We start from the raw sequence: 17,645 nt of genomic DNA, 5'->3' as shown, positions 1-17,645 counted from the left end.
GGGCTGCAAGGCCTACCGTCGCAGGCATGGCGGACTACGAGTACCTGCTCGTCAAGCAGGACGGGGACACCGTCCGGATCACGATGAACCGGCCCGAGCGGCGCAACGCGCTGTCCGAGGCGCACCTGCGCGAGCTGCTGCGCGCCTTCACCGAGGCCGGGGAGTCCGACGCTACGGGCATCGTGCTCGGCGCCGAGGGCAAGGTCTTCTCCGCCGGCCACGACTTCGCCGACGTCGCCTCCCGCGACCTCTCCGGCGTCCGCGACCTGCTGCGTCTGTGCACACAGCTGATGCAGACGATCGAGGCGGTGCCGCAGGTCGTGATCGCCCGCGTCCACGCGCTGGCGACGGCCGCGGGCTGCCAGCTCGTCGCCACCTGCGACCTCGCCGTGGCCGCCGAGTCCGCGGGCTTCGCGCTGCCCGGCGGGAAGGGCGGCTGGTTCTGCCACACCCCCGCGGTCCCGGTCGCGCGCAACATCGGCCGCAAGCGGCTCATGGAGATGGCGCTCACCGGCGACGTCGTCGACGCCGCCACCGCCGCCGACTGGGGCCTGGTCAACTACGCGGTCCCCGACGACGAGCTCGACACCCGCGTCGACGACCTGCTCGCCCGGGCCACGCGCGGCAGCCGCTTCGGCAAGGCCGTCGGCAAGCAGACGCTCTACAGCCAGCTCGACCGCCCCGAGGGCGACGCCTACGGGATCGCCGTCGAGGTCATGGCGTCGATGTCGCAGTCGCCGGGAGCCAAGGAGGGCATGGCCGCGTTCCTGGACAAGCGCCACGCCGTCTGGTCCGACTGAACGCCCGCAACCTCACGGTCGGGTTTCCGCCCCGGGACGACCCGTGGGGTTGCGCGCCGGTGCTGTGGGCGTGACTCGGACGGCGGCTGTCCGCGGCCGCCGGGCACGCCAGGATGACGCCCGTGACCAGCGACGGGACCCTCGCCGACCTCATCGGCCCGCACGCCCGCCGCGAGCCCCACCGGGTCGCGCTGGTCCACGAGAAGCGGCGCTGGACCTACGGCGAGCTGGCCGCCACAGCCGGCGCGTTCGCGGGGCGGCTGCACGCCGCCGGGGCCACGGGCGGGCGCGTCGCGATGATGCTGCCCAACAGCCCGTCGACCGTCACGACCTACCTGGCGTGCTTCGCCGCCGGGGCCGTCGCCACACCGCTCAACTCGCGGTTCGCCCCGCCCGAGATCGAGCGCGCGCTGCGCCGGGCCCGGCCGTCGTGGCTGGTCGTGCACGAGTCCCGGCTGCCGCTGCTCGAGCGCGTCGACCCGGCCGTCCTCACCGGGATCGAGCGGGTCGTCGTCGACGGGACCGACCTCCCCGCGGGCAACGACCCCGCGCCGCCCGCCCCGGACCCCGACGCCCCCGCGGTCATGTTCTTCACCTCCGGCTCGACAGGGACACCGAAGGGCGTCGTGCACTCCCAGCGCTCGGCACTGGCGATGCTGACGAGCACGGCGCAGGCGATGGGCGACGTCGGACCGGACGACGTCACCCAGGTCTGCGAGCCGCAGGTGCACGTCAGCGGCTTCATCGGCACGCTGTCGACACTGCACGGCGGCGGCACCGTCGCCCTCTACGACGGCTTCGACCTCGACACCTACGTCGAAGGCCTGCTCACCCACCGGCCCACGCTGGTCTGCACCCACATCGACCTGCTCGCCCAGGTCGTACGCGACCCGCGGGCCACGGCCGCCCGGTTCGCCTCGCTACGCGGGGTGTACACCGGCGGCGACACCGTCCCCGCCGCACTGCAACGCGACTTCCTCACCGTCGCCGACCGCCCCATCGCCGTCGGCTACGGCATGACCGAGGCGATCTGGCTGACGATCCAGCGCACCCCCCGCACCGACCGCGACGGCTGCATCGGCGTACCCGTCGGCGGCGCGCAGCTACGGACCGACCCCGCAACCGGCGAGATCCTCGTCCGCGGCCCGATGCTCATGACCGGCTACTGGGACGACGAGCCCCTGACCGATGCCTCGCTGACCGACGGCTGGCTGCACACCGGCGACCTCGGCGAGGCCGACGCCGACGGCATCTGGTGGTTCCGGGGCCGGCTCAAGGACCTCGTCGTGCGGCGCACGTCGAAGATCACCCCGGGCGAGGTGGAGTCGGCGATCGACGAGCACCCGGACGTCGCGACCTCGGCCGTCGTGGCCGCACCGGACCCCGACGAGGGGCAGGTCCCCGTCGCGTTCGTGGTGCTGCGACCGGGCCGCACACTGTCCGCCGACGCCCTCACCACGTTCCTCACCGACCGCATCGCCGCCTACAAGCTCCCCGCCCGCATCCACTTCCGCGACGCACTCCCGCTCACCGCGAGCGGCAAGGTCGCCCACCACGACCTCCACGAACCCGCGTGAGCTGCTCCCGGACCGGGCACGGGCGGCCCCGGTCGCCTAGGGTCGCCCGCGATGCTGACCCGACGCCGACTGCTCGTGGCCCTCGGCGCCACCGGCGCCTCCCTGCTCGCAGGCGGAGCCGCCGGCTGCGGCCGATCCGACGCCCCGACACTGCAACGCATCCGTGAGTCGGGGGTCGCCCGCGTCGCGATCGCCGGTGAACAGCCCTACGGCTTCTCCGACGCGAGCGGCCGCGTCACCGGCGAGAGCCCCGAGGTGGCGCGGCTGGTGCTGCGCGCCGTGGGCGTCGACGGCATCGAGGCCGTGCAGGTGCCGTTCGACCGGTTGCTCGACATCCTCGTCGCCGGCCACGTCGACCTCGTCGCCGCGGGCATGACGATCAGCCCGGACCGCTGCGCCCGCGTCGCGTTCTCGCGGCCCGACTTCGTCGCCCAGCCCGCCTTCCTGGTGCGCCGCGGCAACCCCGGCCGGCTGCGCTCGTTCGCCGACGTCCGCGGCCGGGTGCGACTGGGCGTGCTCGGCGGGTCCGCCGAACAGGGCTGGGCGACGGCGTCCGGGGTACCCGCCGACGCCCTCACCGCGTTCGACGGCCAGAGCTCCCTCGTGCGTGCCGTCGCCGACGAACGCGTCGACGCCGCGGCACTCACCCGCATCTCGCTGCTCGACGAGGTGCGGCGCAACCCCGGCCTCCAGCTGGAGGTCACCCGGCCCTTCCCCGTGCGGGTCGGCGGCCGCGAGGTCGTGCCGGCCGGTGGGTTCGCGTTCCGCCGCGAGGACACCGACCTGGTCGCCGCGTTCGACGCCGCGCTGACCGCCGCGCACGCCTCCGGGGACTGGCTGCGGGTCGCGTCGCCGTTCGGGTTCGGCGCCGCGAACCTGCCGCCCGCGGACCTGACGACCGCGGCCCTCTGCGCAGGCACGGCCTGACGCGGCCCGCCCCGAGCTGCAGGAACGGCCTACCGATCCACCACCGCGTGCAGGAACGCCTTCGTCCGCTCGTGCTCCGGCGCGGTGAAGAGCTGCTCCGGCGCGGCGTCCTCGATGACGCGGCCGCCGTCGAACATCATCACGCGGTCGGAGAAGTCGCGGGCGAACCCCATCTCGTGGGTGACGCACAGGAACGTGATGTCGGTGCTGGAGCCGATGTCGCGCAACAGCTTCAGGACGCCGGCGACGAGCTCCGGGTCGAGGGCGGAGGTCACCTCGTCGAGCAGCAGGACGTCGGGGCGCATCGCCAGCGCACGGGCGATCGCGACGCGCTGCTGCTGCCCGCCGGAGAGCTGGGTCGGGTGGGAGTCCATCCGGTCGCCGAGGCCGACGAGGTCGAGCAGCTCCTGGGCCCGCGCCGTCGCCTCCTCCTTCGACAGCCCGAGGACGCGGGTCGGCGCCTCGATCAGGTTGCCGCGCACCGTCATGTTCGGGAACAGGTTGAACTGCTGGAACACCATGCCGATGCGTTTGCGGACGTCGCGGACGTGCTTCTCGTCGGCGGGGACGAGCTCGCCGCCCTTGGGCATGTGCGACAACGACGTCCCACCGACGGTGATGGTTCCGGCATCGCACTTCTCCAGCGTCATGAGCAGCCGCAGGATGGTGGTCTTGCCCGAGCCGGACGGGCCGATGAGGCAGACGTGCTCGCCGGGGGCGACGGTGAAGCTCAGCTCGGAGAGCACGACGTTGTCGCCGAAGCGCTTCTCGACACCGTCGAAGGCGATCATCGGCTCGGCGGTCATGGGCTCGGCGACCGTCTTATCGAGGGACGGCACTGCGGCGCTCCAATCTCCGGACGGCCAGCGACGCCGGGTAGCTCAGCAGCAGGAACAGCAGGCCCGCGAGGGTGTAGGCCTCGACGTAGCGGAACGACTGCCCGCCGACCTCACGGACCTGCCCCACGATGTCGAGGACGCCGATCCCGATGAGCAGCGGGGTCTCCTTGAACATCGAGATGACGTAGTTGCCCAGGGCGGGCAGCACCCGGGGGACCGCCTGCGGGAGGACGACTCCCGTCCACACCCGGGACCGGGGCAGGCTCAGCGCGGTGGCGGCCTCCCACTGCCCCCGGGGCACCGCCTCGATGCCCGCGCGGTAGACCTCGGAGGTGTACGTCGCGTAGTGCACGCCCAGCGCGAGCACGCCGACGGTCAGCGCCGGCAGCACGACGCCGAACGTGGGCAGCACGAAGAACAGGAAGTAGACCTGCACCAGCAGCGGCGTGCTGCGGATGAACTCCACGATCGCCCGCACGACGATCCGCACCGGCCGCGGCCCCCGCCCCAGGATCGCCAGCAGCAGCCCGAGGGCGAACGCGATGAGCGAGCCGAGGACCGTCGCGATCAGGGTGATGCGCAGGCCGTTGAGCAGCGCCGGGAGGATCTGCCCGGCGAAGCTCCAGTCCCAGACGTTCACGCGACACCCGCCCCGGTCGCCTGCCGGCGCGCCCGCGCCGAGGGTGTGCGCCCGACACGGGCGGCCGCGACGCGTTCGAGCGCCCGCATGACCGTCGTGATGACCAGCGACAGGATCAGGTACATCAGCAGCAGCAGCAGGAAGATCTCGAACGCCTGGGCGTTGTACCGCGGCACGAGGACCTGCTGGGCCTGCCGGGTGATCTCGTTGATCGAGACGAACGACAGCAGCGCCGTGCTCTTGAGCAGCTGGATGAACAGGTTGTTGAACGGGGGCAGCATCTCGACGACCGCCTGGGGCAGGACCACGCGGCGCATGCGCTGGCCCGGCGTCATGTTCAGTGCGATGGCGCCCTCGACCTGTGCGCGCGGTACCGACTGCACGGCGCCGCGCACGATCTCCGCGCCGTAGGCGCCGTGGTTGAGGCCGAGCACGAGGATGCCCGCCCAGATGGGCACGATCTGGAAGCCGACGAGCACGGGCAGCGCGAAGAAGATCCAGAACAGCTGCACGACCTCCGACGTGCCGCGCAGCCCCTCGACGTAGATGCGGGAGAGCACCCGCACCGTCTTCGACGACGACAGCAGCGCGAGTCCCGCGACGAACGACAGCACGATCGTCAGCGCGATGCCGCCGACGGTCGCGATGATCGTGAACGGCAGGCCCTGGGACAGGACCGACAGGAACGTTCCGAGGTTGTCCATGTGCGCTGCCCGGTCAGGCGGCGCAGAGCTTCTCGGTCGTCAGGTCCGCCGCCGGCAGGTTGGCCTGGGTGAACCCGAACGGCTGGGCGATCTGCACCCATTGGCCGTTGCTGTGCAGGGTCGCGAGCGCGCCGTTGAACGCCTCGACGAGCGGGGCGTCGGCCTTGCGGAAGACGAACCCACCGGCGGACACGACGGGCTGACCGTTCTGGACGGGGTCGAAGCTCGTGGTGACCTCGACGTCGGCCTGCGGGTTCTTGCTCGCCAGCCATTTCAGCGAGATGTCGGTGAGGGCGGCCGCCGCGACCCGGCCCGCGGTGACCGCCTGCAGCAGCGCGTTCTGGTCGGGGAAGGCCTGGACGTTGCTGTCGGGGACGCCCGCCTCCTTGGCGTAGCCCTGCTCGACGGCGGCGCTGAGCACGGCGAGCTGCAGGTTCTTCGACGCCACGTCCTGGAACGACGTGATGGCCTGCGGGTTGCCCTTCGGCACGAGGAACGCCGTCTTCGCGGAGTAGTCCGGGATCGAGAACGTGGCCTGCTGGCAGCGGGCGGAGGTGATGTTCATGCCCGCGCACACCATGTCGTACTGGTTGGCGTTGAGCGCGGGGATCAGCTGGCCGAACTCGACCTGCTCGGCCTCGACGTCGTTGATGCCGATCGCCTTGAGGACCGCGCGCGCGACCTCCGGGGCCTCACCGGTGACCTTGCCCGCGGTGTCGGTGAACCCGTAGGGCTCCTCCCCCGCGATCCCAATCTTGATCTTCCCGGCACTGCGCGCGTTGTCGAGAACGTTGCCGCCGGCGTTGGTGCTGGTGCACGCCGAGATCAATGCGGGGCCGCCGATGACCACGGCGCCTGCCACGGCACTGCGCCGGAAGAACTCGCGCCTGCTCCACGTCCTGCCGGTCATCGTTGACTCCCTGGGGCTCTCGCGTCGGTGGGTCTCGGACGCGCGGTGCCCTCGCCGGAGGGCACCGCCGCCGTCCCGAACCTAGGGGTTCGCGCAGGGCGGGACCTGACCCGGATCGAGGGTCGTTATCCGACCGCAATCGCCTTTCCGACCGGAACCGAACGTTCACCCGATCGGCGGCCATGGATCCGGGACGGGCGGGTACTTCCCGTTTGAGGTGCGTCCGCGCCCAGAACCGGCGCCGACGGGGTCGGATGCGCCATGATGCCGTCATGGTCGTGCGCATCGCCGGGCTCCCCGTCCTCGGACCGTCCGACGTCCTCGCCGGTGCCCGCGCCGTCGCCGGTTGGACCCAGGACGCCGTCGCCGTCGCCGGTGAGCTGCCGGAGCGTGCGGGGCGGCTGCTCGACGCTGCGGACGCTCTCGTCGGACGGATCGGTCGTATCGCCGACCGGGTCGACGGGCTGCTCGACCGTGTCGACGGCAGCGTCGGGTCGGTCGACTCGCTGCTGGCCGAGGTCGGCACGGTGGTCGCCCGGACGTCCACCGTGGTCACCACCGCGGAGAAGCTCGTCGCCACCGTCGGCGGGGTCGCCGCCGACGCGGAGACGATCGTCCGCACCGCCGGGGGTGTGGCGACGGAGGCCGCCACGGTCGTCGGCGCGGCTCAGGGCGTCGCGCTGCAGGCGGGCCAGGTCGTCGACGGCGCGGCGCTGGTCGCGCGCCGGGCCGACGAGGTCGTCGGAGCGGCCGGCTCGACCTCGGATGCCGCCACCGCACTGCTCGCGACGTGGGAGCCCGTGTCGCAACGGGCCGCACCACTGGCCCGCGCCTTCGTCGACGAGCTCTCCGAGGACGAGGTGCGCGCCGCGATCCAGCTCGTCGACCACCTGCCCGCGCTCACCGAGCACCTCGAGAACGACATCATGCCGATCCTGGCGACACTCGACCGGGTCGGACCCGACGTCCACGAGCTGCTCGACGTCCTCAAGGAGGTCCGGCAGGCGATCCTCGGGATCCCCGGGTTCACCTTCTTCCGCCGCCGCGGCGAGGAGAAGGCCGACGACGCCACGTGACCGGCGGCAGTCGCCGCAGCGGCTGCCGCCATACGGGTCACACGCCGTGGGCCTCGCGGACCAGGGTCACGATCGCGTCCATCATCTCGGTCAGGCGGAAGTCCTTCGGCGTGAAGACCGCCGCGACGCCCTTGTCGCGCAACACCTTCGCGTCGCCCTCCGGAATGATGCCGCCGACGACGACGGGAACGTCGTCGGCACCGGCGGCGCGCAGACCGTCGACGACCGCGGGCACGACCTCCAGGTGCGAGCCCGAGAGCACCGACAGCCCGACGACGTGCACGCCCTCCTGCACCGCGGCGGCCACGATCTCCGACGGCGTGAGCCGGATGCCCTGGTAGACGACCTCGAAGCCGACGTCGCGGGCCCGCACGGCGACCTGCTCGGCGCCGTTGGAGTGCCCGTCGAGCCCCGGTTTGCCGACGAGCATGCGCAGCCGCTCGCCGAGCTCCTCGCCGGCAGCCTTGACCCGGGCTCGGACCTCGCCGATCTCGGCGGCGGCCTCGCCGGAGGCGACGGCGGCGGAGACACCGGTGGGGGCGCGGAACTCGCCGAAGATGGCACGCAGGGCGCCCGACCACTCCCCGGTGGTGACGCCGGCCTTGGCACAGGCGATCGAGGCGTCCATGAGGTTGGCGTCGGTCTTCGCGGCGTCGCGCAGCGCGTCGAGGGCGGCCTCGACCTCGGCCTGGTCACGGTTCGCGCGCCACTGCGCGATCGCCTCGACGGCGGCCGCCTCCACGGCGGGGTCGACGGTCTCGATCGCGGCGGCGCCCTCGGCCTGCAGCGGGCTGGGTTCGGTGGTGTCGAACCTGTTGACGCCGACCACGACGTCCTCACCCGACTCGATGCGGCGGCGCCGTTCGGCCAGGGCGCTGACCAGCTCACCCTTCATGTAGCCGTTCTCCACGGCCGCGACGGCCCCACCCATCTCGGCGACGCGGTCGATCTCGGCCCGGGCGCCCTCGATCAGCTCGGACACCTTGGCCTCCACGACCCGGCTGCCGTCGAAGATGTCCTCGTACTCCAGCAGGTCGGTCTCGTAGGCCAGGACCTGCTGCATGCGCAGCGCCCACTGCTGGTCCCACGGCCGCGGCAGGCCCAGGGCCTCGTTCCACGCGGGGAGCTGGACGGCGCGGGCCCGGGCGTCGCGCGACAGTGTCACGGCGAGCATCTCCAGCACGATGCGCTGGACGTTGTTCTCCGGCTGGGCCTCGGTGAGCCCGAGCGAGTTGACCTGCACGCCGTAGCGGAGCCTGCGCTGCTTGGGGTTCTCGACACCGTAGCGCTCCAGCGTGATCTCGTCCCACAGCCGGCCGAGCGCGCGGAGCTTGCACATCTCCTCCACGAAGCGCAGCCCGGCGTTGACGAAGAACGAGATGCGCCCGACGACGTCACCGAACTTCTCCGCGGGGACCTGCCCGGAGTCACGCACGGCGTCGAGCACGGCGATGGCCGTCGACAGGGAGAACGCGAGCTCCTGCGCGGGGGTGGCCCCGGCCTCCTGCAGGTGGTAGCTGCAGATGTTGATCGGGTTCCACTTGGGGATGTTGGCGACGGACCAGGCGATCGTGTCGGCGATCAGCCGCATGCTCGGCGCCGGCGGGAAGACGTAGGTCCCCCGGGAGAGGTACTCCTTGACGATGTCGTTCTGCGTCGTCCCGGCGAGCGTGGCGCGGGGGGCCTCGTGCTCGTCGGCGACGGCGACGTAGAGCGCGAGCATCCACATCGCGGGGGCGTTGATGGTCATCGAGGTGTTGGCCTCGGCCATCGGGATGCCGTCGAACAGGGTGCGCATGTCGCCGATGTGGCTGACCGGCACACCGACCTTGCCGACCTCACCCCGGGCGAGCTCGTCGTCGGGGTCGTAGCCGGTCTGGGTCGGCAGGTCGAACGCGACGGACAGGCCCGTCTGGCCCTTCGCGAGGTTGCGGCGGTAGAGCGCGTTGGACTTCTCCGCCGACGAGTGTCCGGCGTACGTGCGAATCACCCACGGGCGATCGCGCTCGTGGTCGGTCGGGTACGGCACCGGACACCTCCGCCATCGACTGCGAACGCGGTTGGGATACCACGCAGCGTCTTCCGGAAACTACGCGAGCGGCGCGGCCCCGGGAAGCACCGACTCGCTCACACCCGGTGATACCGGGCGTCGAACGCGCAGAACACCCCGAACGCGGCCAGCCCGAGCGCGACGACCACCAGCAGCACCGGCCCGAACGGCTGGCCCGCCAACGTCTTCAGCGCCGAGTCGAGCCCGTTGGCCTGGTTCGGGTCGAACCGCACCGCCGCGACGACCACCAGGACCCCCACCAGCGCGATGACCGCACCCTTCGCGATCGTCCCGATCTGCCCGGTTCGCACCGCCACCTGCCGCGCGTGCGCGTCGAGCGGCAACGTCATGTCCTCGGTGAACGTCTTCTCCCAGCCGTGCTTGGCCGTCACCACCCCGACCACGACGATCACGACGCCGGCGAGGCCGACGATCCACTGCCCGCCCGGCCAGCCCAGCACACCCGCCGCGGCCTGCTGCCCCCCGCCGCCCGACGACCCGCCCAGTGCCGTGCGGACCGCCAGGACGGTCAGCGCCGCGAAGATCACCGCCTTCGCCCCGCTGGCGACCCGCGAGAAGATCTCCTCCTTGCGCGACGACCGGTAGGAGAACCCCGCGGCCGCCTCGCCTGCCCGCCACAGCGCGACCGCGGCGAACCCGATGGCCAGCACCCAGAGCAGGACGCGGCCCGCGCCGCCCTGCGCGAGCGTCTGGAACGCGCCCTGCTGGTCGGTGCGCTGCCCCTGGTCCCCGAACGCCACCTGCAGCGCCAGCCACGCGATCAACAGGTGCGTGACACCGTAGGCCAGGATTCCGACGCGGACGGCGACCTTGGCCGGCGTGCTGCGCGCAGCCTGCCGGACCGTTCCCGCGGCGTCCGACGCCGCGCTCGACACATCGGCCATTCCGGACCTCCTCAGAGCGGGCCCGCAACGTCGCACGATCGGGGGATCGGCGCGACCGGAACTACTCCGTCCGGTGCATCGACCGTCCCACGGACCGTCAGGGCCCCGCGTCCCGGCCCGCGCGACCGCCGCGGCCCGCCCGGCGACCTGCAGCGTCGCGAACGGTGGACGCGTGGTTGCGCACCGGCTCGCCGACGCCACGAGCGCGCCACACCGACGGGGGTCAGCCCTCGTCGTCGACGGTGACGCGCTCGATGTCCGCGCCCAGACCCTGCAGGTTCTCGACGAAGCGCGGGTAGCCGCGGTCGATGTGGTCGACGTCCCAGACCACGGTCTCGCCGTCGGCGCACAGCCCGGCGAGCACCAGCCCGGCGCCCGCGCGGATGTCGCTGGCCCAGACCGGTGCGCTGGACAGCTTCGGCACCCCGCGGACGACGGCATGGTGGCCGTCGGTGCGGGCGTCGGCACCGAGGCGCACCATCTCCTCGACGAACCGGAACCGGCCCTCGAAGACGTTCTCGGTGATCATCGACGTGCCGTCGGCCACCGCGGAGAGGGCGATCGCCATGGGCTGCAGGTCGGTGGCGAAGCCCGGGTAGGGCAGCGTCACGAAGTCGACGGCGCGGGCGCGGCCGTCCATCGTCACCGCGAAGCCGTCGGCGTGCGGGGCGATCTGCGCACCGGCCGAGCCCAGCTTGTCGAGGACGAGTTCGAGATGGTGCGGGTCGACACCGCGGACGTCGACGTGGCCGCCCGTCATCGCGGCCGCGAACGCCCAGGTGGCGCCCACGATCCGGTCGCCGATGACGCGGTGGTGGGCCGGGGTGAGGCTGGTGACCCCGTGGACCGTGAGCGTCGAGGAGCCCGCCCCGTCGATCTTCGCTCCCATCCGCTGCAGCATCGCGGCGAGGTCGACGATCTCGGGCTCGCGCGCGGCATTGTCGATGATCGTGGTGCCCTCGGCGAGCACCGCGGCCATCAGGATGTTCTCGGTGGCGCCGACACTGGGGAAGTCGAGCCAGATCTGGGCGCCGTGCAGCTCCTCGGCCTGGGCGACGACGCGGCCGTGCTCGATCTCGGTGGTCGCGCCCAGCTTGCGCAGCCCGCTCTGGTGCATGTCGAGCGGGCGCGAGCCGATGGCGTCGCCACCGGGCAGCGGGACGACCGCGCGCCGGCAGCGGGCCACCAGCGGGCCCAGCACGCACACCGAGGCCCGCAGCCTCGACACCGAGCGGTAGTCGGCCTGGGCGCCCGGATCGGCGGGGACGTCGATCGTGACGGTGGCACCGTCGACGGCGACCGTGCAGCCTAGGCTCCGCAGCACCTCGGCCATCAGCGGGACGTCGAGAATCTCCGGACAGTTCGTGAGAACCGTGGTGCCCTCGGCCAGCAGCGCCGCCGCCATGAGCTTGAGCACGCTGTTCTTGGCGCCGACGACGTCGACGGTCCCGTCGAGACGGGCGCCGCCGCGGACCGCGAAATGCTCTGCCACGGCCGACGACGCTAGCGGCTGCCCCACCGCGGCCCGGCCCCACCCCGGGGCATGTCGTCCCCGCCACAGCTGCGCCGGGCCGCGGGCGGCTACGGTCGGACCATGGCCGTGCACCTGACCAGGATCTACACCCGCACCGGTGACGACGGGACGACCGCGCTGGGCGACTTCAGCCGCGTCCGCAAGACCGATCCGCGGCTCGCGGCCTACGCCGACACCGACGAGGCGAACGCCGCGCTGGGCGTCGCCGTCACCGTGGGCGGGCTGGACGACCGGGTACTCGTGCCGCTGCGCCAGATCCAGAACGACCTGTTCGATGTCGGCGCCGACCTGTGCGCACCGATCGTGCCCGACCCGGAGTACCCGCCGCTGCGCGTCACCGACAGCTACGTCGACCGCCTCGAGGGCTGGTGCGACGAGTTCAACGAGGACCTGCCCAAGCTGGCGTCGTTCATCCTGCCGGGCGGCACCCCGGGTGCGGCGTACCTGCACGTCGCCCGGACCGTGACCCGGCGCGCGGAACGGTCGGTGTGGGCGCTGCTGGAGGCCGACGCCGACCGGACCAACCCCCTCACCGCGCGCTACCTCAACCGGCTGTCGGACCTGTTGTTCATCCTCGGGCGCGTCGCCAACCCGGGTGGGGACGTGCTGTGGCAGCCCGGCGGCCCGGAAGCGGCCGCAGAGCAGGCCTGAGCGGCCCTCAGGAGGCCTGGCGGTAGCCCGTCATGCGTCCGGGCGGGGCCGCCTCCAGCCACGCCAGGAAGCCTGTGAGGACGCCGGGGGCCATCGCCAGCTCCAGGTCCTCGCCGTGGGTCCGCAGCTTCAGCACCGACGTGGCGTGCGGGATCGCGTAGGTCTCGACCGCGCTGGGCGCACGCCGGTCGACGATCTGCAGGTCGGTGCGGTCCATCCGCAGCGTCGGGCCGAGCCGGACGCTGGTCAGCCGGTGCCAGGCGAACTCGTCGCCCTGGTAGCGGCCCACTCCGAAATGCCAGCCCGCGACGGCGTCACGGCCGTCGAACGACGCAGGGCGGCGGCGCAGACACAGGTCCACGCCGCCGCCCCGCATGAGTCGTACCCGCCGCACGGCGAACCAGCCGAGCAGCAGACAGGCACAGAGCAGGACGATCCCGAAGACGATCGCAACCGTTCCCACGCCCGTGCTGTCCGCTAGCCGCTACTGGACGCCGGCCGCCTTGAGCCGCGCCTCCGCGCGAGCCCTGGCCGCGGCCCCGGACTCCTCCGAGCCGTCGGCCCGGTCGAGCGCCGCCCGTGCGCGGTCCACGTCGATCTCCTCGGAGAGCTCCGCGAACTCCGCGAGGATCGAGACGTGGTCCGGCGTCACGGACAGGAACCCGCCGTGCACCGCCACCGTCAGCGACTGGCCGTCGGTGGTGTCGATGCGCACGACACCGGCCTCCTCCAGCTGAGCCAGCGTCGGCTCGTGGCCCGGCAGGATGCCGATCTCACCGACCGTGGTGCGGGCCAGCACGAACGTCGCCTGCCCCGTCCAGATCTTCCGCTCGACCGATACGAGGTCGACCGTCATCTCCGCCATGATGCCCTTTCCGGACCCGTCAGCCCTGCAGCTTCTTGCGGTTCTTCTCGAGGTCCTCGAGGCCACCGCAGAGGAAGAACGCCTGCTCGGGAACGTCGTCGAACTCGCCCTTGGCGATCTTGTCGAACGACTCGATCGTCTCCTTGAGCGGGACCGTCGAGCCCGGCTGGCCGGTGAACTGCTCGGCGACCAGCAGGTTCTGCGACAGGAAGCGCTCGATGCGACGCGCGCGACCGACGAGCTGCTTGTCCTCCTCGGAGAGCTCGTCGATACCGAGGATCGCGATGATGTCCTGCAGGTCCGCGTAGCGCTGCAGGATCCGCTTGACCTCGTTGGCGACGCGGAAGTGCTCGTCGCCGATGTACTGCGGGTCGAGGATCCGCGAGGTCGAGGTCAGCGGGTCGACCGCCGGGTAGATGCCCTTCTGCGAGATGGGGCGGGAGAGCTCCGTCGTCGCGTCCAGGTGGGCGAACGTGGTCGCCGGGGCGGGGTCGGTGTAGTCGTCCGCGGGGACGTAGATCGCCTGCATCGAGGTGATCGACCGGCCACGCGTCGAGGTGATCCGCTCCTGCAGCTCGCCCATCTCGTCGGCCAGGGTCGGCTGGTAACCGACGGCGCTCGGCATACGGCCGAGCAGCGTGGAGACCTCCGAACCGGCCTGGGTGAACCGGAAGATGTTGTCGATGAAGAGCAGCACGTCCTGGTTCTGCTCGTCACGGAAGTACTCGGCCATGGTCAGCGCCGAGAGCGCGACGCGCATACGCGTGCCGGGCGGCTCGTCCATCTGACCGAAGACCAGGGCGGTGTCGGCGATGACGCCCGACTCCGTCATCTCCGTGATCAGGTCGTTGCCCTCACGGGTGCGCTCACCGACACCGGCGAACACCGACGTACCACCGAAGTTCTTGGCGACACGGGTGATCATCTCCTGGATGAGCACCGTCTTGCCGACGCCGGCGCCGCCGAACAGGCCGATCTTGCCGCCCTGCACGTACGGGGTGAGCAGGTCGATGACCTTGATGCCGGTCTCCAGCATCTCGGTGCGACCCTCGAGCTGGTCGAACGCGGGCGCCTTGCGGTGGATGCCCCACAGGTCGCCGGTGATCTCGAGGTCGGGCTTGTCGAGGCACTCGCCGAGGGCGTTGAAGACGTGGCCCTTGACCTGGTCACCGACGGGGACCGAGATCGGGCGGCCCAGGTCGGAGACCTCCTGGCCGCGGACCAGGCCGTCGGTCGGCTGCATCGAGATCGTGCGGACCAGGTTGTCACCCAGGTGCTGGGCGATCTCGAGGGTCAGCGTCTTCGCCAGGTCACCGAACTCGACCTGCACGGTGAGCGCGTTGTAGAGCGGTGGTACCTGGTTGCGCGGGAACTCGACGTCGACGACCGGGCCCGTGACCCGGACGACCCGGCCTGTCCTGGCCTGGGTGGGCGTGTCGGCGGTGGCGGTCATCAGCTCTCACTTCCTGCGGTCACGAGAGCGTCGGCGCCACCGACGATCTCACTGATCTCCTGGGTGATCTGTGCCTGACGTGCCTGGTTGGCTTCCAGTGTCAGGGTACGGATGAGTTCGTTCGCGTTGTCGGTCGCGGCCTTCATGGCCCGCTGCCGGTTCGCCGACTCCGACGCCGCCGAGTCGAGCAGCGCGGCGAACAGCCGCGCTCCCACGTACTTCGGGATGAGAGCGTCGAAGAGCGCGTCCGCGTCGGGCTCGAACTCGTAGAGCGCCTTCGGACCCGACGACTGCTCGCGGACGTCCGCGGCGGTGACGCCGGTCGGTCCGCCGGTCGCGGTCTCGGAGGACGCGTCGAGCGGGGACTCCCCGCCGACGTACTCGACCTCCATGGGAGCCATCCGCCGCGCCTGCGGCGTCTGGCTGACCATGTTGCGGAACTGTGTGTAGACCAGGTGCAGCTCGTCGACGCCCTTGGCACCGGCGGAGGTCTCGCCGTCGCTGCCGACCATGAACGCCTCGACCAGCGTGCGGGCGACCTCGGCCGCGTGCACGTACTCCGGCTGCTCCGAGAAACCGGTCCAGGACTCCTGGACCGCCTGCTTGCGGAACCGGAAGAAGCTCACGCCCTTGCGGCCGATCACGTACAGCACCGGCTCCTTACCCTGCTCGCGCAGGAGCGAGCGGAGCTGCTCGGTCTCCTTCAGCACGTTGGCGTTGTAGCCGCCGCACTGGCCGCGGTCGCTGGTGACCACCAGGATCGCGGCCCGCTTGGCCTCCGGGCGCTCCACCAGCAGCGGGTGGTCCAGCGCCGCGTTCGACGCGAGCTCGCTGAGGACCGAGGTCATCAGCTCCGCGTACGGCCGCGACTGCTCGACCCGCGCACGGGCCTTCGCGATTCGTGACGTCGCGATGAGCTCCATCGCGCGCGTGATCTTCTTGATGGACTGCGTCGACCTGATCCGCCGCCGCAGCACACGGATCTGTGCCGCCATCGGTCCCTACCCGTCAGCTCTTAGCCGGTGCCGGCTTGTTGACCTTCACGGTCTCCTGCTCGACGTCGTCCTCGTCGAGTGCGTCCTCGTCCTTGGCCACGACCGAGGAGCCGTCGGCAGCGGTGAAGTCGCGCTTGAAGTCGTCGACGATGCCCTGCAGCCGCTCGACGTTGTCGTCGTTGAGCTTGCCGGTCTCGCGGATGTCGTCGAACGCGGCCTCGTGGTTGCGGTGCACGTGCGCGAGGAACTCGCTCTCGAACCGGCTCACGTCGCGGACGGGGACCGTGTCGAGCTGGCCCGAGGTGCCCAGCCAGATCGCGACGACCTCGTCCTCCACCGAGAACGGCGAGTACTGCGCCTGCTTGAGCAGCTCGACCAGTCGCTCACCACGGCCCAGCGCACGCGCCGAGGCGTCGTCGAGGTCGGAACCGAAGGCCGCGAAGGCCTCCAGCTCGCGGTACTGCGACAGGTCCAGACGCAGCGAGCCCGACACCGTCCGCATCGCGCGGACCTGCGCCGAACCACCGACCCGGGAGACCGAGATACCGACGTTGATCGCCGGCCGGACGCCCTGGTTGAACAGGTCGGACTCCAGGAAGACCTGGCCGTCGGTGATCGAGATGACGTTGGTCGGGATGTAGGCCGACACGTCGTTGGCCTTGGTCTCGATGATCGGCAGGCCGGTCATCGAACCCGAGCCCAGCTCGTCGGAGAGCTTGGCGCAGCGCTCGAGCAGACGCGAGTGCAAGTAGAAGACGTCGCCCGGGTAGGCCTCACGGCCCGGCGGGCGGCGCAGCAGCAGCGAGATCGCGCGGTAGGCCTCGGCCTGCTTCGACAGGTCGTCGAACACGATCAGGACGTGCTTGCCCTGGTACATCCAGTGCTGGCCCAGCGCCGAGCCGGTGTAGGGCGCGAGCCACTTGAAGCCGGCGGGGTCGGACGCGGGCGCGGCGACGATCGTCGTGTACTCCAGGGCGCCCGAGTCCTCCAGCGCCTGGCGGACACCGGCGATCGTGGAGCCCTTCTGGCCGATCGCGACGTAGATGCAGCGGACCTGCTTGCTCGGGTCGCCGCTCGCCCAGTTGTCCTTCTGGTTGATGATCGTGTCGACGCAGACCGCGGTCTTGCCGGTCTTGCGGTCGCCGATGATCAGCTGGCGCTGGCCGCGGCCGATCGGCGTCATGGCGTCGATCGCCTTGATGCCGGTCTGCAGCGGCTCCTTGACGGACTGCCGCTCGACCACCGTGGCGGCCTGCAGCTCGAGGACACGCTGCGTCTCCGCCTCGATGTCGCCGAGGCCGTCGATCGGGGCGCCCAGGGGGTCGATGACCCGGCCCAGGAACGCGTCGCCGACCGGCACCGAGAGGATGCTGTTGGTCCGGCGGACCGGCTGCCCCTCCTCGATCCCGGCGTAGTCGCCCAGGATGACCGCACCGATCTCGCGCTGGTCCAGGTTGAGCGCAACCCCACGGACGCCGCCCTCGAACTCGAGCAGCTCGTTGGTCATCGCCGAGGGCAGGCCCTCGACGTGGGCGATGCCGTCACCGGTGTCGGTGACGGTGCCCACCTCCTCGCGGGAGGTCTGGCTCTCCAGCGACGAGACGTAGCTGGAGATCGCACTCCGGATCTCCTCCGGGGAGATCGTCAGCTCTGCCATGGCTCTCGTCTTTCCTTCTGTCGGTCGCGCAGTGCGCGTCGCGTGGGGGTGTGTCGGCCGTT

General features: G+C 71.5%; 17 protein-coding genes. 5 read left to right on the top strand and 12 right to left on the bottom strand.

Features of this window, described 5'->3' with window-relative positions:
- The first annotated feature begins 26 nt into the window (after positions 1–26).
- From AB7F12_RS09120 to AB7F12_RS09110, 3 genes are all read left to right on the top strand, one after another.
- Complete coding sequence (locus AB7F12_RS09120; RefSeq protein ID WP_428496501.1) at positions 27–800, top strand: enoyl-CoA hydratase-related protein; 774 nt, start codon at positions 27–29, stop codon at positions 798–800.
- Between the two features lie 122 nt (positions 801–922).
- The gene (locus tag AB7F12_RS09115) at positions 923–2,377 is read left to right on the top strand and encodes a class I adenylate-forming enzyme family protein (RefSeq protein WP_428496500.1); all 1,455 of its coding nucleotides are present in this window, start codon (positions 923–925) and stop codon (positions 2,375–2,377) included.
- A gap of 51 nt (positions 2,378–2,428) precedes the next feature.
- Positions 2,429–3,304 (top strand): transporter substrate-binding domain-containing protein, encoded by an 876-nt coding sequence (locus AB7F12_RS09110; RefSeq protein ID WP_428496499.1) that lies wholly within the window; start codon positions 2,429–2,431, stop codon positions 3,302–3,304.
- Between the two features lie 29 nt (positions 3,305–3,333).
- Here AB7F12_RS09110 and ehuA read toward each other — a convergent pair whose 3' ends face one another.
- The 4 genes from ehuA to ehuB are packed head-to-tail and all read right to left on the bottom strand — an operon-like array spanning position 3,334 to position 6,397.
- A complete protein-coding gene (ehuA, locus tag AB7F12_RS09105) occupies positions 3,334–4,095 on the bottom strand; it encodes an ectoine/hydroxyectoine ABC transporter ATP-binding protein EhuA (protein ID WP_428496571.1) in 762 nt (253 codons plus the stop codon).
- A gap of 31 nt (positions 4,096–4,126) precedes the next feature.
- Positions 4,127–4,783 carry an ectoine/hydroxyectoine ABC transporter permease subunit EhuD gene (gene ehuD / locus AB7F12_RS09100; RefSeq protein WP_428496498.1) on the bottom strand — a complete coding sequence of 219 codons (657 nt, stop codon included), beginning with the start codon at positions 4,781–4,783 and terminating at the stop codon, positions 4,127–4,129.
- Positions 4,780–5,487 carry an ectoine/hydroxyectoine ABC transporter permease subunit EhuC gene (gene ehuC / locus AB7F12_RS09095; protein WP_428496497.1) on the bottom strand — a complete coding sequence of 236 codons (708 nt, stop codon included), beginning with the start codon at positions 5,485–5,487 and terminating at the stop codon, positions 4,780–4,782. Before ehuC ends, ehuD begins: the two co-directional genes overlap by 4 nt.
- Before the next feature lie 13 nt (positions 5,488–5,500).
- Positions 5,501–6,397 carry an ectoine/hydroxyectoine ABC transporter substrate-binding protein EhuB gene (ehuB, locus tag AB7F12_RS09090; RefSeq protein WP_428496495.1) on the bottom strand — a complete coding sequence of 299 codons (897 nt, stop codon included), beginning with the start codon at positions 6,395–6,397 and terminating at the stop codon, positions 5,501–5,503.
- Positions 6,398–6,669: 272 nt separating this feature from the next.
- On the opposite strand from ehuB, the gene AB7F12_RS09085 reads away from it, so the two are divergent.
- Entirely contained in the window at positions 6,670–7,473 is an 804-nt protein-coding gene (locus AB7F12_RS09085) for a hypothetical protein (RefSeq protein ID WP_428496494.1), read from the top strand.
- Positions 7,474–7,510: 37 nt separating this feature from the next.
- On the opposite strand, the gene AB7F12_RS09080 is transcribed toward AB7F12_RS09085, so the two are convergent.
- The 3 genes from AB7F12_RS09080 to murA all read right to left on the bottom strand — a co-directional run bounded on the left by AB7F12_RS09080 (position 7,511) and on the right by murA (position 11,920).
- On the bottom strand, positions 7,511–9,502 hold the full coding sequence (locus AB7F12_RS09080) for a protein meaA (RefSeq protein WP_428496493.1): 1,992 nt from the start codon (positions 9,500–9,502) through the stop codon (positions 7,511–7,513).
- 98 nt (positions 9,503–9,600) lie between these two features.
- On the bottom strand, positions 9,601–10,428 hold the full coding sequence (locus AB7F12_RS09075; RefSeq protein ID WP_428496492.1) for a DUF1206 domain-containing protein: 828 nt from the start codon (positions 10,426–10,428) through the stop codon (positions 9,601–9,603).
- A 223-nt stretch (positions 10,429–10,651) separates the two neighbouring features.
- Positions 10,652–11,920 (bottom strand): UDP-N-acetylglucosamine 1-carboxyvinyltransferase, encoded by a 1,269-nt coding sequence (gene murA / locus AB7F12_RS09070; protein ID WP_428496491.1) that lies wholly within the window; start codon positions 11,918–11,920, stop codon positions 10,652–10,654.
- 102 nt (positions 11,921–12,022) lie between these two features.
- Here murA and AB7F12_RS09065 point away from each other — a divergent pair, with 102 nt between their 5' ends.
- A complete protein-coding gene (locus AB7F12_RS09065; RefSeq protein ID WP_428496490.1) occupies positions 12,023–12,613 on the top strand; it encodes a cob(I)yrinic acid a,c-diamide adenosyltransferase in 591 nt (196 codons plus the stop codon).
- A gap of 7 nt (positions 12,614–12,620) precedes the next feature.
- Here AB7F12_RS09065 and AB7F12_RS09060 read toward each other — a convergent pair whose 3' ends face one another.
- From AB7F12_RS09060 to atpA, 5 genes are read right to left on the bottom strand one after another with little or no spacing between them, the layout of a single operon-like run.
- Entirely contained in the window at positions 12,621–13,076 is a 456-nt protein-coding gene (locus tag AB7F12_RS09060; RefSeq protein WP_428496488.1) for a DUF2550 domain-containing protein, read from the bottom strand.
- Between the two features lie 21 nt (positions 13,077–13,097).
- Entirely contained in the window at positions 13,098–13,478 is a 381-nt protein-coding gene (locus AB7F12_RS09055) for a F0F1 ATP synthase subunit epsilon (RefSeq protein WP_428496486.1), read from the bottom strand.
- 19 nt (positions 13,479–13,497) lie between these two features.
- Complete coding sequence (gene atpD, locus AB7F12_RS09050) at positions 13,498–14,931, bottom strand: F0F1 ATP synthase subunit beta (RefSeq protein ID WP_428496485.1); 1,434 nt, start codon at positions 14,929–14,931, stop codon at positions 13,498–13,500.
- Positions 14,931–15,926: a F0F1 ATP synthase subunit gamma gene (locus tag AB7F12_RS09045; RefSeq protein WP_428496484.1), complete on the bottom strand. Its 996-nt coding sequence runs from the start codon at positions 15,924–15,926 to the stop codon at positions 14,931–14,933. Before AB7F12_RS09045 ends, atpD begins: the two co-directional genes overlap by 1 nt.
- Positions 15,927–15,939: 13 nt before the next feature.
- Positions 15,940–17,583: a F0F1 ATP synthase subunit alpha gene (gene atpA, locus AB7F12_RS09040; RefSeq protein WP_428496483.1), complete on the bottom strand. Its 1,644-nt coding sequence runs from the start codon at positions 17,581–17,583 to the stop codon at positions 15,940–15,942.
- Positions 17,584–17,645: the final 62 nt, after the last annotated feature.

Source organism: Pseudonocardia sp., from assembly GCF_050250275.1.
In the GTDB taxonomy this organism is placed as follows: Bacteria; Actinomycetota; Actinomycetes; order Mycobacteriales; family Pseudonocardiaceae; genus Pseudonocardia.
Note: the sequence above shows the minus strand (reverse complement) of the source record. Positions and strands in the feature narration are given on the sequence as shown.

What these genes read in the sequence shown, in the direction of transcription:
- AB7F12_RS09120 (WP_428496501.1), top strand. Translation starts at nt 27, where the DNA reads ATGGCGGACTACGAGTACCTGCTCGTCAAGCAGGACGGGGACACCGTC.
- AB7F12_RS09110 (WP_428496499.1), top strand. Translation starts at nt 2,429, where the DNA reads ATGCTGACCCGACGCCGACTGCTCGTGGCCCTCGGCGCCACCGGCGCC.
- ehuA (WP_428496571.1), bottom strand. Translation starts at nt 4,095, where the DNA reads ATGATCGCCTTCGACGGTGTCGAGAAGCGCTTCGGCGACAACGTCGTG.
- ehuC (WP_428496497.1), bottom strand. Translation starts at nt 5,487, where the DNA reads ATGGACAACCTCGGAACGTTCCTGTCGGTCCTGTCCCAGGGCCTGCCG.
- ehuB (WP_428496495.1), bottom strand. Translation starts at nt 6,397, where the DNA reads ATGACCGGCAGGACGTGGAGCAGGCGCGAGTTCTTCCGGCGCAGTGCC.
- AB7F12_RS09085 (WP_428496494.1), top strand. Translation starts at nt 6,670, where the DNA reads ATGGTCGTGCGCATCGCCGGGCTCCCCGTCCTCGGACCGTCCGACGTC.
- AB7F12_RS09075 (WP_428496492.1), bottom strand. Translation starts at nt 10,428, where the DNA reads ATGGCCGATGTGTCGAGCGCGGCGTCGGACGCCGCGGGAACGGTCCGG.
- AB7F12_RS09065 (WP_428496490.1), top strand. Translation starts at nt 12,023, where the DNA reads ATGGCCGTGCACCTGACCAGGATCTACACCCGCACCGGTGACGACGGG.
- AB7F12_RS09055 (WP_428496486.1), bottom strand. Translation starts at nt 13,478, where the DNA reads ATGGCGGAGATGACGGTCGACCTCGTATCGGTCGAGCGGAAGATCTGG.
- atpD (WP_428496485.1), bottom strand. Translation starts at nt 14,931, where the DNA reads ATGACCGCCACCGCCGACACGCCCACCCAGGCCAGGACAGGCCGGGTC.
- AB7F12_RS09045 (WP_428496484.1), bottom strand. Translation starts at nt 15,926, where the DNA reads ATGGCGGCACAGATCCGTGTGCTGCGGCGGCGGATCAGGTCGACGCAG.
- atpA (WP_428496483.1), bottom strand. Translation starts at nt 17,583, where the DNA reads ATGGCAGAGCTGACGATCTCCCCGGAGGAGATCCGGAGTGCGATCTCC.